Origin of the sequence: Tsukamurella asaccharolytica (assembly GCF_007858435.1) — a bacterium.
GTDB lineage: Bacteria > Actinomycetota > Actinomycetes > Mycobacteriales > Mycobacteriaceae > Tsukamurella > Tsukamurella asaccharolytica.
The window spans coordinates 546,684-561,923 of record NZ_VIGW01000001.1 but is presented as its reverse complement, the minus strand read 5'-3'; the positions used below and the strand labels follow the sequence as shown (position 1 = coordinate 561,923).

15 protein-coding genes and 1 pseudogene are annotated in these 15,240 nt (G+C 71.5%); 9 read left to right on the top strand and 7 right to left on the bottom strand.

Features of this window, described 5'->3' with window-relative positions:
- Positions 1-8: 8 nt before the first annotated feature.
- The 3 genes from FK529_RS02650 to FK529_RS02640 form a co-directional block, all read right to left on the bottom strand.
- Positions 9-2,246, bottom strand: coding sequence for a heavy metal translocating P-type ATPase (locus FK529_RS02650; RefSeq protein ID WP_146559288.1), 2,238 nt, complete (start codon positions 2,244-2,246; stop codon positions 9-11).
- Between the two features lie 258 nt (positions 2,247-2,504).
- A complete protein-coding gene (locus tag FK529_RS02645) occupies positions 2,505-3,584 on the bottom strand; it encodes an alpha/beta hydrolase (RefSeq protein ID WP_146559286.1) in 1,080 nt (359 codons plus the stop codon).
- Positions 3,585-3,629: 45 nt separating this feature from the next.
- Complete coding sequence (locus tag FK529_RS02640; protein ID WP_146559284.1) at positions 3,630-4,022, bottom strand: DUF5313 domain-containing protein; 393 nt, start codon at positions 4,020-4,022, stop codon at positions 3,630-3,632.
- A gap of 36 nt (positions 4,023-4,058) precedes the next feature.
- Here FK529_RS02640 and FK529_RS19940 point away from each other — a divergent pair, with 36 nt between their 5' ends.
- Genes FK529_RS19940 through FK529_RS02620 form a run of 4 tightly spaced genes read left to right on the top strand, consistent with a single transcriptional unit; the run spans position 4,059 to position 7,185 of the window.
- Positions 4,059-4,670 (top strand): TetR/AcrR family transcriptional regulator, encoded by a 612-nt coding sequence (locus FK529_RS19940; protein ID WP_158635028.1) that lies wholly within the window; start codon positions 4,059-4,061, stop codon positions 4,668-4,670.
- Positions 4,667-5,179, top strand: a complete 513-nt coding sequence (locus tag FK529_RS02630; RefSeq protein ID WP_146559282.1) for a GNAT family N-acetyltransferase — start codon at positions 4,667-4,669, stop codon at positions 5,177-5,179. The genes FK529_RS19940 and FK529_RS02630 overlap by 4 nt, the downstream gene beginning before the upstream one ends.
- The gene (gene bluB, locus FK529_RS02625) at positions 5,179-5,820 is read left to right on the top strand and encodes a 5,6-dimethylbenzimidazole synthase (RefSeq protein WP_146559280.1); all 642 of its coding nucleotides are present in this window, start codon (positions 5,179-5,181) and stop codon (positions 5,818-5,820) included. The genes FK529_RS02630 and bluB overlap by 1 nt, the downstream gene beginning before the upstream one ends.
- Before the next feature lie 36 nt (positions 5,821-5,856).
- On the top strand, positions 5,857-7,185 hold the full coding sequence (locus tag FK529_RS02620; RefSeq protein WP_146559545.1) for a L,D-transpeptidase: 1,329 nt from the start codon (positions 5,857-5,859) through the stop codon (positions 7,183-7,185).
- 462 nt (positions 7,186-7,647) lie between these two features.
- Here FK529_RS02620 and FK529_RS02615 read toward each other — a convergent pair whose 3' ends face one another.
- Positions 7,648-8,865, bottom strand: coding sequence for an MFS transporter (locus FK529_RS02615; protein WP_146559278.1), 1,218 nt, complete (start codon positions 8,863-8,865; stop codon positions 7,648-7,650).
- A 102-nt stretch (positions 8,866-8,967) separates the two neighbouring features.
- On the opposite strand from FK529_RS02615, the pseudogene FK529_RS20750 reads away from it, so the two are divergent.
- A pseudogene (locus FK529_RS20750) lies at positions 8,968-9,102 on the top strand (ArsR family transcriptional regulator); the annotation flags it as partial.
- Between the two features lie 52 nt (positions 9,103-9,154).
- Here the strand turns inward: FK529_RS20750 and FK529_RS20445 are convergent.
- Together FK529_RS20445 and FK529_RS02600 are read right to left on the bottom strand one after the other, a co-directional pair.
- Complete coding sequence (locus tag FK529_RS20445) at positions 9,155-9,934, bottom strand: DUF998 domain-containing protein (RefSeq protein WP_146559274.1); 780 nt, start codon at positions 9,932-9,934, stop codon at positions 9,155-9,157.
- A gap of 9 nt (positions 9,935-9,943) precedes the next feature.
- Positions 9,944-10,828: a cytochrome c oxidase assembly protein gene (locus FK529_RS02600; protein WP_146559543.1), complete on the bottom strand. Its 885-nt coding sequence runs from the start codon at positions 10,826-10,828 to the stop codon at positions 9,944-9,946.
- Between the two features lie 176 nt (positions 10,829-11,004).
- Between FK529_RS02600 and FK529_RS02595 the strand changes: the two genes are divergently transcribed.
- From FK529_RS02595 to FK529_RS02580, 4 genes are read left to right on the top strand one after another with little or no spacing between them, the layout of a single operon-like run.
- Entirely contained in the window at positions 11,005-11,655 is a 651-nt protein-coding gene (locus FK529_RS02595; RefSeq protein WP_146559272.1) for a phosphatase PAP2 family protein, read from the top strand.
- On the top strand, positions 11,627-12,304 hold the full coding sequence (locus FK529_RS02590; RefSeq protein ID WP_146559270.1) for a response regulator: 678 nt from the start codon (positions 11,627-11,629) through the stop codon (positions 12,302-12,304). Before FK529_RS02595 ends, FK529_RS02590 begins: the two co-directional genes overlap by 29 nt.
- The gene (locus FK529_RS02585) at positions 12,301-13,719 is read left to right on the top strand and encodes a sensor histidine kinase (protein ID WP_146559268.1); all 1,419 of its coding nucleotides are present in this window, start codon (positions 12,301-12,303) and stop codon (positions 13,717-13,719) included. Before FK529_RS02590 ends, FK529_RS02585 begins: the two co-directional genes overlap by 4 nt.
- Positions 13,720-13,728: 9 nt before the next feature.
- Positions 13,729-14,526: a glutamate racemase gene (locus tag FK529_RS02580; protein WP_146559266.1), complete on the top strand. Its 798-nt coding sequence runs from the start codon at positions 13,729-13,731 to the stop codon at positions 14,524-14,526.
- A gap of 158 nt (positions 14,527-14,684) precedes the next feature.
- Here the strand turns inward: FK529_RS02580 and FK529_RS02575 are convergent, their stop codons facing one another.
- Entirely contained in the window at positions 14,685-15,233 is a 549-nt protein-coding gene (locus FK529_RS02575; protein WP_146559264.1) for a hypothetical protein, read from the bottom strand.
- Positions 15,234-15,240: the final 7 nt, after the last annotated feature.

The window sequence follows — 15,240 nt, the reverse complement described above, 5'->3', positions numbered from 1 at the left end:
CCGAACAGCTACCGCGCGCCGAACTTCCGCAGCCGCAGGCTGTTCCACACGACGAAGAAGGAGCTGAAGGCCATCGCGGCGGCGCCGATGAGCGGATTCAGCAGGCCGGCGACGGCGACGGGGATCGCGGCGACGTTGTAGCCGAAGGCCCACACCAGGTTCGTCTTGATGGTCTTCAGCGTGGCGCGGGCGAGACCCAGGGCGTCGGGTACCGCAGAGAGCTCCTCGCGCATGAGCACGACGTCGGCCGCGCTCTGCGCCACGTCGGTGCCCGTGCCCATCGCCAGCCCCAGATCCGCCGCGGCGAGCGCGGGGCCGTCGTTCACGCCGTCGCCCACCATCGCGACGCGGCGCCCGGACGCCTGCAGCTCGCGGATCGCCGCGACCTTCCCGTCGGGCAGGACGTCGGCGCGCACATCGTCGATGCCGACGAGCACGGCGATCTTCGCCGCCGCGGCGGCGTTGTCGCCGGTCAGGAGCACGGTCCGGATGCCCGCCGCGTGCAGCCGCGCGACCGCGTCCGCGGCGTCGGGCTTGATCGTGTCGGCCACCTCGAGGACGGCGGCGACGGCACCGTCGACCTCCACCACGGCGACGGTGCGCCCGGCCTCCGCGGCTGCCTCGACGGCTGCGGAGAGCACCCCGGGCGCGACGAACCGCGGCGAGCCGACCCGGACCGAGGCACCCTCGACGACGCCCGTGGCGCCGAGCCCGGGCACGGCCCGGAAGTCGTCGACGGCGGGCAGGTCGGATCCGGCGCGCGCGACGACGGCCCGGGCGACGGCGTGCTCGGACGCCGCCTCGACGGCGCCGGCGAGCCTGAGCACGGTCTCCTCGGTGCGCCCGGGCGCGACGGTCACTCCCGCCACCGAGAGCACGCCGGTGGTCACGGTGCCGGTCTTGTCGAAGACGACGGTGTCGATGGTCTCGGTGGCCTCCAGTGCGCTGTGGCCGCGGACGTACACGCCGAGCTGCGCGCCACGGCCGGACGCGACCATGAACGCGACAGGGGTCGCCAGCCCCAGGGCGCACGGGCAGGCGATCACGAGCACGGCGATCGCGGACTTCACGGCGTCGTCGATCCCGCTGGCGATCAGCCAACCCACGAAGGTCAGCGCCGCGATGGCGAAGACGCACGGCACGAAGACGGCGGAGACGCGGTCGGCGAGGCGCTGCATCCGCGCCTTCGTGGCCTGGGCGTCCTCGACGAGGCGGAGCATCGCGGCGAACGTCGTGTCCTCGCCGACGGCGGTCGCGCGCACCGTCAGGCGGCCGTCCTGGCAGACGGTGCCGCCCACGACGCGATCGCCCGGTCCCGCGGGCACGGGGCGGGACTCGCCGGTCATCGTCGAGTTGTCGACGAACGCCGACCCGGATTCGACGGTGCCGTCCGTCGCTATCGTCTCGCCCGGGCGCACCACGAACAGCTGGTCCTCGCGCAGCTCCCGGACAGGTATGCGGAGCTCGGAGCCGTCGCGGACCAGCACCGATACCTCGCGGGCGCCGCGCGTCGCGAGCTCCCGCAGCGCGGACGCCGCCTTGGCGCGCGCCGACGCCTCGAAATAGCGGCCCGCCAGCACGAAGACGGTGACGCCCATCGCGACCTCGAGGTAGATCGGGTCGGACTGGAAGATCGCGTTCCAGAAGCCGTGCGGGTCGGGGCGCTGGCGACCGGGGGTGAGCACCGTGACCACGGACCAGGCCGTGGCGGAGATGATCCCGACCGAGACCAGGGTGTCCATCGTCGCGGCGCCGTGCCGCGCGCCCAGGAAAGCCCGCTTGTGCAGGGGCCAGGCGCCCCAGGTCACGACGGGCAGGCTCAGCGCGAGCAGCACCCACTGCCAGCCGGGGAAGCGGGTCGATGGGATGGTCGCGAGCACGATCGACAGATCCGCGGCCGGCACGAACAGCACCAGCGAGACGATCAGCCGACGCAGGACGTCGCGTCGCTCGCGTTCCTCGGCGAGGATCGTGCGGCGAGGGTTCGGGGACTTCGGCGCCGCCGTGTATCCCGCGGCCTCGACCGTGCCGGTCAGCTGCTCGACGGTCACCGTCGGCGCGTGCTCGACGGTGGCCGTCCGCGTGGCCAGGTTGACCACGGCGCGCACCCCGTCGAGCTTGTTGAGCTTGCGCTCGACCCGTCCGACACACGCGGCACAGGTCATGCCGCCGACGTCGAGGAAGGTGCGTTGCGCCTGTTCCGGCTGCGCGGCGGCCGGAGCGGGGGCCTGGTCGAGATCGGTCACCCCTCCAGTATCCACCCCGGCGCCGACGACCCCGACAGCGATCGGTCGGGCCGAGAACGTGAAAGGCCTTGATACCGGCTCCCGGAATGGGGGGAGGAGGGGGAACCGGTATCAAGGCTCAATCATGCAGCCGCCGACGTGGGGGGAGACGTCATATGGCGACCGCACGACCCACGATACGGGTATCGCCCTACCGGTGCCACCCTTCTCGTGACATGCGTGTGCGCAGGAAGGCGCCACTGCCAACGTTTGTTGTCGTCAACGGCGTACGAGAACTTCTTTCAAGACATCGAGCGCCGCATCCACGTCGACGCGGGCATCGGCGCTCACGCCGACCTTGTTGAGGAAGCCGTGCAGCGCCCCCGGTGCCAGCTGCGTCGTGGCGTCCACGCCCGCGTCGCGGAGCCGCTGGGCGTAGGCCGCGCCCTCGTCGCGCAGCGGGTCGAATCCTCCGACCACGATGTGCGTCCGGCCGATGCCGGCGAGGCCGTCGGCGTGGCGCAGATCGAACTTGGGGTCGGTGTCCTGGCCCGGCTCCGGGGTGTACAGCTGCCGGAAGAACTCGATGTCGGTCTTGGTGAGGAAGTAGCCGGAGGCGAAGGTGTCGCGACTGTGGTTCTCCGGGTCGGCGCCGGTCACGGGGTAGAAGAGCAGCGAGAACGCCGGCTGGACCCCGCCGGCCAGCGCCAACTCGCGCGCCGCGACGCCGGCGAGGTTGCCGCCCGCGCTGTCGCCGGAGACGGCCACGCGCGTCGGGTCGGCGCCGAGTTCCTGGGCGTGCTCGATGGCCCAGACCGTGGCCGCCACGGCGTCGTCGGCGGCCGCCGGGAAGATCGCCTCGGGCGCGAGCCGGTAGGCGACGGAGAGCACCCGGACCCGCGCCCGGTCCGCGATGTAGCGGCACGGTGCGTCGTGAGTGTCCAGGTCCCCCAGCGCGAAGCCGCCTCCGTGGAAGAAGACGACGAGCGGCGATCCGGCGTCGAGCCCCGGGGGGGTGTAGAGGCGCGCCGGGAGGGAGCCGGCGGCACCGTCGACCAGGAGTTCGCGGACTCCGACCGAGGGCGCCGCACCCGCGCCGACCGCGACGCTCAGCAGGCGCATCGACGCACGTGAGTGCGCGACGTCGCGGGGGCCGGCGAGTCCTTCGACGCCCTGCGCCTTGAGCAGGAGCAGGGTGATCTGCGAGTCCAGGTCCAACTCGTTGCCGTCGACGGTCTGCGGCGAGCCGAGCCGCCGCTTGACGGACACGGGCAGCCCGTAGATGAGCTTCGCTCCGGCCGCGACGAGCGGCGTCGGAGTCTTCAGGGCCAGCTTCTGGACGATGTCGGTGAGCGCCATATCACCGATCGTAGGACGTGGCGCACAGATCGGTGCCCCGCAGGCTCAGTGGTCGCGCGGCCCGTGCTTGGCGATGTAGGCGGCGTGCAGGTCCGCCTCTTTCTCCCGTGCGATCTGGTCGACGAGGTCGGGGTCGAGGCCGTGGTGCCGCAGCCGCGCGCGCCGGTAGATCTTGTTCAGCGCGATGGAGAAGTAGACGAAGGGGATGAAGATCGGCAGGGTCATCGTCGCGCGGTTCAGCACGGAGGTGTCGATGAACCAGAACGGGATCAGGATCAGCAGGCACGGGATCGCGAACCGCACGACGGTCCGCAGCGCGGCACGCGGTCCGGCGAGGTCATTGGCGACCCAGGCGTGCATCGACGGCGGCAGCACGCTCCTTCCGTAGGAGTACAGGATGTACTGCACGGGGCTGGGCTTGCTCGGACCGTCGTTCATGCCTCCATCGTCCCACTGCGCCTAGAATCGGGCGTTGTGAGTCCCGGCAGAAACGATCAGACCGCGCAGAGCATCCTGTCTGCCGCGGTGTCGAGCATCGGCAGTGTCGGCATCTCGCGGACCACGATGGAGAACGTCGCGAATCTCGCGGGAATCGGTGTGGCCACCGTCTACCGGCGGTTCAACCGCAAGGACAACCTCGTCCAGCAGGCCATCCGGTACGAGGCCGAGCAGCTGCTCAAGACGGTGGAGCAGCAGGTCCAGGGCTTGCGCTCCGTCGAGGAGGCGCTCACCGAGGGGTTCGTGGCCTTTCTCCGTGAGGCGCACCGCCGGCCGCTGATCCGCGGCATCGGCGACGGCAACGTCGTCGTGGGCCTGCCGATGATCGCGCAGGGCGGCGGCATGGTCATCGAGATCGGTCGAGAGTTCGCCGCGAACATCATCGTGGGCTTCCAGACGAGCGGTGATCTGCCGGAGTTCGATCCCAAGCCCATCGCCGAGATCTTCGCGCGCGTCGGGCACTCCGTGCTGCTCGCGCCCGACGGCTTGATCAGTTTCGACGACCCGTACACCGCGGGCCGTGTCGTCCGCGAATGCCTCATGCCGGCGATCGCGGCGCAGGCCGCGGCCGCGGGTGGGGCGCCGTGATCCGTCCCGCCGTACCGGCTGACGTGCCGGAGATCCTCGCCATGATCGCCGAGCTCGCGGCCTACGAGGAGGAGCCCGACTCGGCGGTCGCCACCGCCCGACAACTGCACGACGCGCTGTTCGGGGCCGCGCCCGCCGTCTTCGCACGCATCGCCACGGAGCCGGGGCCCGACGGTGCCGACACCGTCGTCGGGATGGCCGTCTACTTCCGCACGTTCTCCACCTGGACCGGTACGCATGGCATCTGGCTCGAGGACCTGTACGTCCGGCCGGGCGCCCGCGGCGGCGGCCACGGCAAGAAGCTGCTCGCGGCCCTCGCTCAGGAGTGCCGGGACAACGGGTACGCCCGCCTCGAGTGGACCGTCCTGGACTGGAACGCGCCCGCGATCGGCCTCTACCGGTCCATCGGCGCGGTGCCGATGGACGAATGGACCACGCAACGGCTCACCGGCGACGCCCTGGCCGCGCTCGCGGACGGTGCCGAGGCGTCCGGCGCGCACGGGGCGTGATGGACGTCTTCGAGGCGATCCTGCGCCGGCGCGACGTGCGCAACGAGTTCTCCGGCGAGCGGATCGACGAGGAGCGGCTGCTGCGGATCCTCGGCGCCGCGCACAGCGCGCCCAGCGTCGGGAACACGCAGCCCTGGGACTTCGTCGTGGTGCAGGAACCCGAGACGCTCGCGCGATTCGCCGGGCATGTCGGTGAGTGTCGTGAGGACTTCGCCCGCTCGCTGCCGCCGGACCGCAAGGACACCTTCAACCCCATCGTCGTCGAGGGGATCGAAGCGTCGCGGACCGGCGTGGTGGTCACCTACGACCCCACCCGCGGCGGCGCGCACATCCTGGGCCGCCACACCATCGACGAGACGGGCCGACTCTCGGTGGCGCTGGCCATCCAGAACCTGTGGCTCGCGGCGACCGCGGAGGGCATCGGCGTGGGCTGGGTGTCGTTCTACCGGGAGCCCTTCGTGCGCGCCCTGGTGAACGTGCCCGAGCACGTCCACGTCGTCGCGTGGTTGTGCGTCGGTCCCGTGACGTCCCTGCAGACGGTCCCCGATCTCGAGCGATTCGGTTGGCGCGAGCGTCGGCCACTCGGTGCGGCGATGCATTGGGAGCGCTACCCCGAGGACGATGTCAGCACTCATCGTTAGACTCGCATGTAAGCAGTGAGGGGACGTCGAGTGAGTATGTTCAACGAGCGCGTCGGTCGGCGTGCGGTCCTGGTCGGTGCCGCCGCGGCGGTGCCCCTGGTGGCCGCGGGCTGCACGATCGGCGAACTGACCGGTGGCGGCACGAGCGCGGGGCCGTCCACGCCCCCGCCCGATCCGGCGGAGGTCACCGTCGCCCCGGCCGACGGCGCCCAGGCCGTCAGCCCGGTCACCCCGGTCACGGTGTCGATCGCGAAGGCCGTCCTCGGCTCGGTCACGCTGACGGACGCGAAGGGCGCCACCATCGAGGGCGCGCTGTCGACGGACCTGCTGACCTGGAAGGCGTCGAAGCCCCTCGAGTACAACGCGCAGTACACGCTGGTTGCGAAGTACGAGACGTTGGGGCAGCAGCGCGAGAAGCGCACCACCTTCTCCACGGTCACCGTCGACGAGACGAACAAGACGCTGCCCTACTTCGAGAACACGGGCGGGATGTCGCTCAACGACGGTGCCGTCTACGGCGTCGGGCAGGTCGCGGTCGTCCACTTCGACGAGCCGATCAAGGACCGGGCGATGGCCCAGAGGCTGCTCAAGGTCACCACGACCCCGCCGCTCGAGGGCGCGTGGATGTGGACCACCGACAAGACGGTGGCGTGGCGGCCCAAGGACTACTACCCGTCGGGCACGAAGGTGTCGATCGAGGTCAAGGCCTTCGGCAAGGAGGTCAGCCCGGGGCTGTGGGGCGAGAAGGACATCGCGATCGCGTTCTCGATCGGCGAGTCGCACGTCTCCATCGCCGACGACACCACCAAGCAGGTGCAGGTCTTCGTCAACGGCCAGATGGTGCGGTCGATGCCCACGTCGATGGGGCAGGGCGGCAACGAGGTCATCAACGGCAAGACCTTCCACTTCTGGACGCAGCGCGGCGTCTACACCGTGCTCGACAAGGCGAACCCGGTCGTCATGGACTCGTCGACGTACGGGCTGCCGATCAACTCGCGGCTCGGCTACAAGCAGACCATCGGCTGGGCCACCCGGATCAGCAACGACGGCATCTACCTGCACGCCCTCGACAACATCGGCGCGCAGGGCGTCCGCAACGAGTCGCACGGCTGCCTCAACCTGAGCCCCGCGAACGCGCAGTGGTTCTTCGGGCTGGCGCAGCCGGGCGACGTGGTGGAGGTCCGCAACACGGGCGGTCCCGCGTTGGAGCAGTGGCAGAACGGCGACTGGTCCGTGCCGTGGGCCACGTGGGTCGCCGGCGGTGCCCTCCCGCCGGGTGCGCAGGGCGATGCGCCGGAGACCACCTCCGCGGCGCCGTCGGCCCCGCCGTCCCCCGCCACGAGCGCCGGCACCCCCGGCGGCTGACCCGCGGCCCGTCGCCGCTCGGGTGGCGGGAGGTCGCACGTCCGGCCACGCGACTCTCGTATTCTGTCCGTTTCGGACAGGGGGCGAGCCCTCCGAGCGGGGACGCGGGCTGCAGAGGTCGAGGGAGCGTCGTCGATGCTCGCGTGGTGAAAGCCACCGTATCGACCCATCGTGCTCGCAGGTCGTCCCCCGCGCCGCGCCGAGAGGAGCGCAGGACGTTCCCTCCCCCACGGGAAGCCGCTCGTCTCGTGGGGGTCGAGTCGTCCCCCGCGCGGCGTCGCGTCCCCCATGGGAAGCCGCGGCGTTCGGTGTGGGAGCGGACGTCCCCCGCGCGACGCCGAATCCCCCACGGTGAGGTGGCCCTCCCTCTCCGGAGCCGCTGCGATTGCCGACGCGTCCGAAACGGACAGAATCCGAGAGCGGCCCGAGATCGCCGACACCGCCTCGCTGCGCGGCCCAGCCCTACCCGACGATTGCGGACCGTCGACCGCGGAGGCCGATCGCGGCGGCGCCGAGGCAGGCCGTGGCGACGGCGGCGGCGAACCACGGGAAGATGGTCGCGGTGCTGTACCGCGTGGCGAGATACCCGGCGATCACCGTCGGCACGCCCATCGCGAGGTAGCCGAGCAGGTAGTAGGCGCTCATCACTTGGCCACGGGCGTGCGCGGGCGCGACCGAGCCGAGGTGCCGCAGCGAGCCGCCGAAGGCCAGCCCGAAGGTGGCGCCCAGCAGGACGGTGTCGACCACGATGAGCCACGTGTGCCCGTAGCGCACCGCGACCACCGCGAGCGCCAGCGAGACTGCGAGCCCGATGTCGCCGACGATCGCGGTCGGCTTCGCGGGGTAGCGGCCTCCGATGAACTGCGCGATCGCCGAGGCGATCGCCATCAGGGCGACGAGGCAGCCGGTGAAGATCACCGAGCGGTGTCCGGTCACGTGCTGCACGAGCGCGGGGTAGAGGCTGAGGAAGACGCCGAGTACCGACCACGCGGTGACGATGCCGATGCCGGAGAACCAGAAGTCGGCGGCGATCTCGCCGGGCACCCCCGGGCGGCTCAGGCGGACCCGCTCGCCGGTGCGCCCGACGTGGGGTTCGATCAGTGCGATCACGCCGACCAGGATCGCGAGCACCACGATGCCCATCGCCACGAACGGAGTGCGCAGCGGGTACGGCGCGTATTGGGCGACGGCCGCGGCGCCGAGCGCGGTGGCGGCGATGCCGACGTTGAGGGCGACGCCGGAGAGCATCCCGTTGCGGGCACCGTCGGTGGGCCGCACGTCGAGGAGGGCGGCGCCGGCCACTACGGTGATCGAGCCGATGGCAGCGCCGTGCAGGAACCGCGCGAGGATCAGCTGCCACTCCGCGCCGGCGAACAAGAACAGCAGCAGCCCGACGAGGATCGTGCCGACCGCGGCGAGCAGCACGGGCTTGCGGCCGATGGCGTCGGAGATCGGCCCGACGGTCAGCGCCGCGCCGAGTGCCCCCATCGCGTAGACCGCGAAGACGATCGTCGTCGACAGCGCCGACAGATGCCATTGCTCCTGGTAGAGCGGGTACAGCGGCGACGGGAGCCCGGATACGCCGAGGGCCAGCGCGAGCAGCGCGAGCAGGAGGGCGAAGGACCAGCGCTGCGGGTGGACGTGGGTCGACGGTGTCGCGACCTGCGGCGCCAGGCTCATCCGTGCCTCCGGGTGTACGGTGGTGGTTCGACGATCGTCGAACCATGCGGCAACAGTACACCCGGTTCGACGAAGATCAAACCGTTATCTCAGGGAACGAGAATGATGACCCACGCGACAGTCACCGCCTCCTTGCACACCGTGCTCACGGCGTTGGCCGATCCGGTGCGCCTGGAGATGGTCCGGCGCCTGCACCGCGAACGGCGCCCCCTCGCCTGCGGGGAGCTCTACGACGGCGTCACGAAGGCGACCGCGAGCCATCACTTCAAGGTGCTGCGCGAGGCCGGCCTCACCCGTCGCGACGATCTGGGAGCGACTGCCCGGCAGTTGTTGCTGATCGACGAGGCGAACGCGGCGTATCCCGGCCTGCTCGAGGCGGTGCTCCGGGCGGCAGAGCGCGAGGCCGCCGAACCCGGGGCGACGTCGCCAGCAACACCAGCCAGAGAGTGATCGCGATCACCTGCGCGCGTTGGGCCAGCCCGAGGTAGAGGTTCGGCTGGACCATCGCCGCCAGCGTCCACGCGGTCGCCACCAGGTACGCCACCCCCATGCCGAGGGTGAGGCGCGCACCGTCGAAGGCTCGTCCCGCACCCTGCCCCGCGGATCGGGCCTTCGTCTCCGAGCGGTGCCACAGCGCCCACCCGAGCACGGCGACCACAGCGCCGAAACCCGCGATCCCCGACGAGAAAGCGTGCCCGACGTGCGTGAACGGCACATGGCCCGCGGCCTCCCGCGCGGCGCAGGCGGCGTCGGCGGTGGGGGTGCAGGAGAGCGGCATGAGGGCGTCGAGCATCGTGGCCGCGCCGAAGGCGACGAGCCCGGCGAGAGTGATCAGGCCGAGGACCGAGACGGGCCGCAGGGCGCGGTGGCCCAGCGCGGCCGCCACGACGAAGGCGGTTCCCGCGAGCAGGTCGGTCGCGCGGAAGAACTGGGCGTTCGGCTGCCCGGCGGCGCCGACTTCGCTGACGAAGGAGTGCAGCTGGCTCAGTCGGGAGCCCAGTAGCGGCGCGAGCACCCACGCGGAGTAGAGCAACGTCCCCGCGAGCAGGATGAGTCGGGCGCGGCGCATGGCGCCAGACTACTGACCGCGCAGTTCGCGCAGATAGGCGTTGTAGGCCTCGCGCTCGTCCTCTGCCCGGCGGTCCGCCCCTGCCCGCTCGGCGTCGCGCCGCTCGGCCCGGCGCCAGCGCAGCGCGAACAGGCAGACGGTGATCATCGCGATCGGTTCGCCGTACGACCAGGCCAGGGCGCCGGCGATGGACTGGTCGCGCAGCGGGTCGATGCCCCACGACGCGGGCGGCGTCGCGAACAGCGCGACCATCGGGGTGGTCGCCATCATGAGGATCACGCCGATGAAGACGTGCAGCGGCATCTCGATGAAGATGTCGAAGAAGCGCATGAGCCAGGAGTCGCGGCCGGGCAGCGGGCCGATCGACAGGATCGGGATGATGAACAGCAGCCCCGCGCCGAGGAAGAAGACCTGCAGCGCGGTGTGCCCGATCCAGGTCCCGCCGATCGCGTCGACCACGCCGCCGAGGTACACGCCGTAGTAGCTCGCGAGGAACAGCGGGATCGTGAAGCCCGAGTGCAGCAGGATCCGCGGGACGCGACTGCGCAGCAGGCCGAGCGCCGCCCCGAGCACGACGCGGCCCAGCCCGCGGTGCGGCGTCGCGCGCAGCAGCAGCACGCCGGGCGCACCGCCGACCAGCAGCGGCGGCACCAGGATCGACAGCGTGAGCTGCTGGAACATGAAGGCGCTGAACAGGTACCAGGAGTAGGCCTCGATGCGTAGCCCGGTGACGCCGGCCAGCACCACGCAGCCGAGGAGGAACGACACGACGCGCGCGACCGGCCACCGTCGGCCCGACCGGCGCACCGTCCGCACCCCCAGGAGGTACAGGCCCGCCGCGACCGCCGCCGCGAGCGGCAGCACGGGAAGCGCGGGCGGGTCCCAGCTCAGCATGCCCAGGATCGATGGTGCCGGCGCCGGCGGATCTGGAATCAGCACATGCGCATATTACTATATAAGGATTCACGATCCCGAGCGCGGTGCTCGCGGCGCGGACTGCGACACGACTGTGACCTTCGTGAAGCGAAACGGAGGCGGTCGGGCGACGATGGGGCACAATGCTCGGCGTCATGTTCGCAAGCACACGCCCCTGGACCGCCGCGACGACGGCCGTCGTCGCCGTGCTGGCGCTCGGCGGGCTCTACCTCGCGGTCGTGGGCACCCCGGCGGGCCAGCACGTCGACCACGAACTCATGCGGCTCGTCTCCGCGGCGTTCGGGGTGGAGAACCCCGTCGAGGGCGCGCTGGGCCGATACCAGCTCCCGATGCTCGCGGCCGCCGGTCTCCTCGTAGCCGCGGTCGTCGCGAGCCGTCGGTCGACGACGATCGCCGTCTCCGCCGCGCTGGTGCTCGTCGCGACGGTGACGGCCGCCTTCGTCTTCAAGGCCCTGCTGGAGCGCCCGTCGTTCGGCATCGGCCCCGAGCTCAATTCCTTCCCGTCGAACACCGTCGCGGTGGTCGCAGCCCTCGCGGTGATCCTCGTCGGCTCCGCCGCGCGCCGCTACCGGGGCGTCGCCCTCGTCGTCGCGGTGGCGGCCGGGACCGCGGTCTCGGTGCTCGTCGTCGCCCAACAGTGGCACCGCCCGGGCGATGTCCTGGGAGCATGGTTGGTGGCCGTGGGGACCGCCGCGGTGGTCCGGGTCGGTCAGGCCGCCTGGGCCTGGACCTCCGACGTGGAAGGGAGCCTCACGGGTGGTCAGGCTGCTGCTCATCGAGGATGATCCGGCGATCGTCGACGCGCTGACGCTCTCGCTCGGTCGGCTCGACCACCGCGTCGAGCACCTGACCGCCGCCACGGACGACCTCGAGGAGCGGGTGACCGGCACTGACGTGGTGATCCTCGACGTCGGCCTCCCCGGCGAGGACGGCTTCGCTGTGTGCCGCCGCATCCGCCGCTCCAGCACGGTTCCGATCCTCATGCTGACGGCGCGCTCGGACGACATCGACACCGTCGCGGGGCTCGAGGCGGGGGCCGACGACTACGTCGTCAAGCCCGTGAGTCCGCGGGTGCTCGACGCCCGGATCAAGGCCGCGTTGCGCCGTTCCGCGCCGGCATCGTCGACCCTGACGCCGCCCGAGGACGGCCCGCTGACCGTCGACAAGGCCGGCGCGGAGGTGCTCCGCGACGGCGCGCCCCTGTCACTCACGCCCACCGAGAAGCGGCTGATGTACGCCTTCGCCGATCACCCCGGCCAGGTGCTCAGCCGCGAGCAGTTGCTCGCGATGGCGTGGAACCAGGACTTCCTCGGCGACTCCCGGCTGGTGGACAACGCGATCCTGCGGCTGCGGCCCAAGATCGACCCGCCCGACGGGAACAGCCACATCGAGACGGTGCGCGGCTTCGGCTACCGGTTCCGGCCCGCTCCGTGACCGGGCGCGGGCGCTCGCCGCTCATCGCGGGCCTGCGCGCCCGGATCCTCGCGATCATCGTCGTCGTCACGTGCCTGACCGCGGGCGTCACGGGCGTCGCCGTCGCGGTGGTCGTCCGGGACTGGGTGTACCAGGACGCGCAGGACGCCGTACTGACCACCTTCCGGCACGACATGGAGAACCTCGAACGCCAGGGGATGCGGGAGCCGGGCAGCGGTGGGGCGCCGGGCCGCTACTCGTCGACGTTCTACGAGTCGCTGCCGGGCGACTTCACGGTGGACGTCGACGGCGCCACGGTCCGACAGGGTTCCGCCCGGCCGCAGGATCTTCCCGGGGCGATGCGCGCGGAGCTCGAGCGGGTGCCCTCGCTGTACCGCTTTCAGCGACTGTCCGACGGCCGGGTCCTCGTGGCGCACAGCGCGAACCGGCCGTCGGTGCTGGACGGCCGGCAGAGCGTCGTGGTCTACGCCGTGCAGCCGCTCGAGGACGTGGGGCCGCGCCTGAGCCGGCTCACGCTGCTGGTCGTCGTCGCGGTCGGGGGGAGCGCCCTGCTCGGCATCCTCGTCGCCCTGGTCGTCGCCCGCACGGTGATCCGGCCGCTCAGCCGGATCCAGTCCGTCGCTGCGCGGGTCACCGACGGCGACACCGAGGCCCGGCTGCCCGCGACCGACGTGACCGAGCTGCGTGACCTCACGGACACCTTCAACTCCATGCTCGATCGGCAGAACGAGTCCATCGACGTGCTGCGCCACCAGGACGCGCGCTCGAGGCGGTTCGTCGGCGACGTCTCCCACGAGCTCCGCAGCCCGCTCGCCGCGCTGGTCCCGGCCGCGGAGGTGCTGCGCGAGGAGGCCGCGACCCTGCCCCCCGACACCGATCTCCGGCGCGCCTCCGAGCTGGTCGCCTCGGAGGTCGACACCCTGGCCGGCCTCGTCGACGACCTGCTCGAGATGACCCGCCTGGACGCCGGGGCCGCCGAGGTGCGAAGCGCGTCCTTCGAGCTGGTGGGCGCGCTCCGCGAGGCCCTCACCGCCCGCGGCTGGACGTCCGTCGTGCTCGACGGTGCGCCGCAGCGCACGATCGAGTCCGATCGGCGCCGGGTGATCGCGGTGGTGACCAACCTCGTCGGCAACGCCGTCCGGCACGGGGCTCCGCCGGTGACGGTGACGGTCGCCGCCACGCCCGGCGGCACCGTCGTCGAGGTGCGCGACCACGGGCCGGGCGTGCCGTCCGGCGACGAGGAGCGGGTCTTCGGGCGGTTCGCGAAGGCTCAGGAGGCCCGCTCGCGCGGCGCCGGCGGGGGTGCGGGTCTCGGGCTCGCGATCGCGCGGGACAACGCGCGGCTGCTGGGGGGCGACGTCGATTACCGGCGCGAGGGCGGGACCACCGTTTTCCGGTTGCGGCTCGACCGGTAAATTCGGGTCATGCGCGTCGCCGTGATCGACTCCGGGTTCGGGATGGTCAACTACGCCGACGCCCTCTCCCGCGTGCGGCCCGATGCCGAGCTGGTCCTCGCTCGAGACCCCGACAACATGCCGTACGGACTGCTGGACCCCGCGCAGATCTCGGAGTGCGTGGTCGCCATGGCCGGCGCTGCGGCGCGTCATCACGTGGATGCGATCATCGTCGCCTGCAACACGGGATCGATGTATGCGCTGGAGGCGGCGCGGGCGCGGTTCGAGCCCGCGATCCCCGTGGTCGGGGTGGTGCCCGCGATCCGCCCCGCGGGTGCGACGGGACGCCCGTTCGCCGTCTGGGCGACGGCCGCCGCCACGGTGAGCGAGTACCAGACCTCGCTCATCGACGCCTTCGCCGACCCGGCTCTCGCGCACCGCATCCCCTGCTACGGCCTGGCGGAGGCGATCGACTCCGGCGACCCCGGGCGGGTCGCGGCGGCCATCGACGCCGCGGCCGCCGCCACCCCCGCCGAGATCGAGTCGGTGGTGCTGGGGTGCACGCACTACGGGCTGGTCAGGGAGCCGATCGTCGCCGCGTTGCGCGCGCGGACGGGGCGGGACGTCGTGGTCTTCGACTCGCCGGAGCCGGTCGCGCGGCAGACGCTGCGCCGGCTCGGTGTGGAGCCGGGCGGACCGCCGGAGCTGGGCGACGTGGTGGCCGTGCTGGAGTCCGGCCGGCCGGGGACGCTGCCGGGATCGCTGGCGGCCTACCCCGCCGGTCGGCTGCTGCTCGAGCGATGCGGTCACAGCGCGACAACGCCGTGACAAAGAATCGCGATGAGATATATGCATCACCGCAACTCTCCTGTTATCCTGAGGACGCACTGACCGCAGCTGACTCGTTCGCTGCGGTCAGTAGTCATTTGCAGGGCTTTTGATCGCTCAAGTTAGCCCGACTTCTCTCAGGTGAAGAGTCAACCGTCTCAGTCGATGGGATACGAGGAGGAGGACGGATCGTCGATCCACGAGTCCAGCAGCTCGGCAGGGATCCCCAGTCGGCGTTTCGGGCGCACCGTGACGACCGACAATGGCCGGGTTCGGTCGATCGACACGATATTCGCGCGTTCGATGAAGAACGTGTTGATCGGGTTGTCGATGCGTAGGCGCACCGCGTCGGACCCCAGCGCCCATCGTGCGCCAGGGGCGAGGCCGATCCTGTTGTGGCGATAGGCGCTGATGAGCCAGACAAGCATCATCTCGAGTGCCACACCGATCGAGAAGCCGCCCCCGATCGCGAGGCCGAGAGGCCAACCGCTTCCTGTCGCGACGCAGATCGCGGTGGCGATGATGCCCACAATCAGGCCGGTCGTCAGTGCCCGCAGCCACAGCCGCCGCTGACGGACCAGCGTCAGCGTCATTCGCCGAGCGTCGCCGGATTGCGCGGTCCACTCGACGGTCGTCGCGGGAAACGTGTCATCCTCGGCAGGATGAGTCTTCGGCGGCGTGCTGTGAGGGTGCTGGTCGTTCGTCACAAGTGCA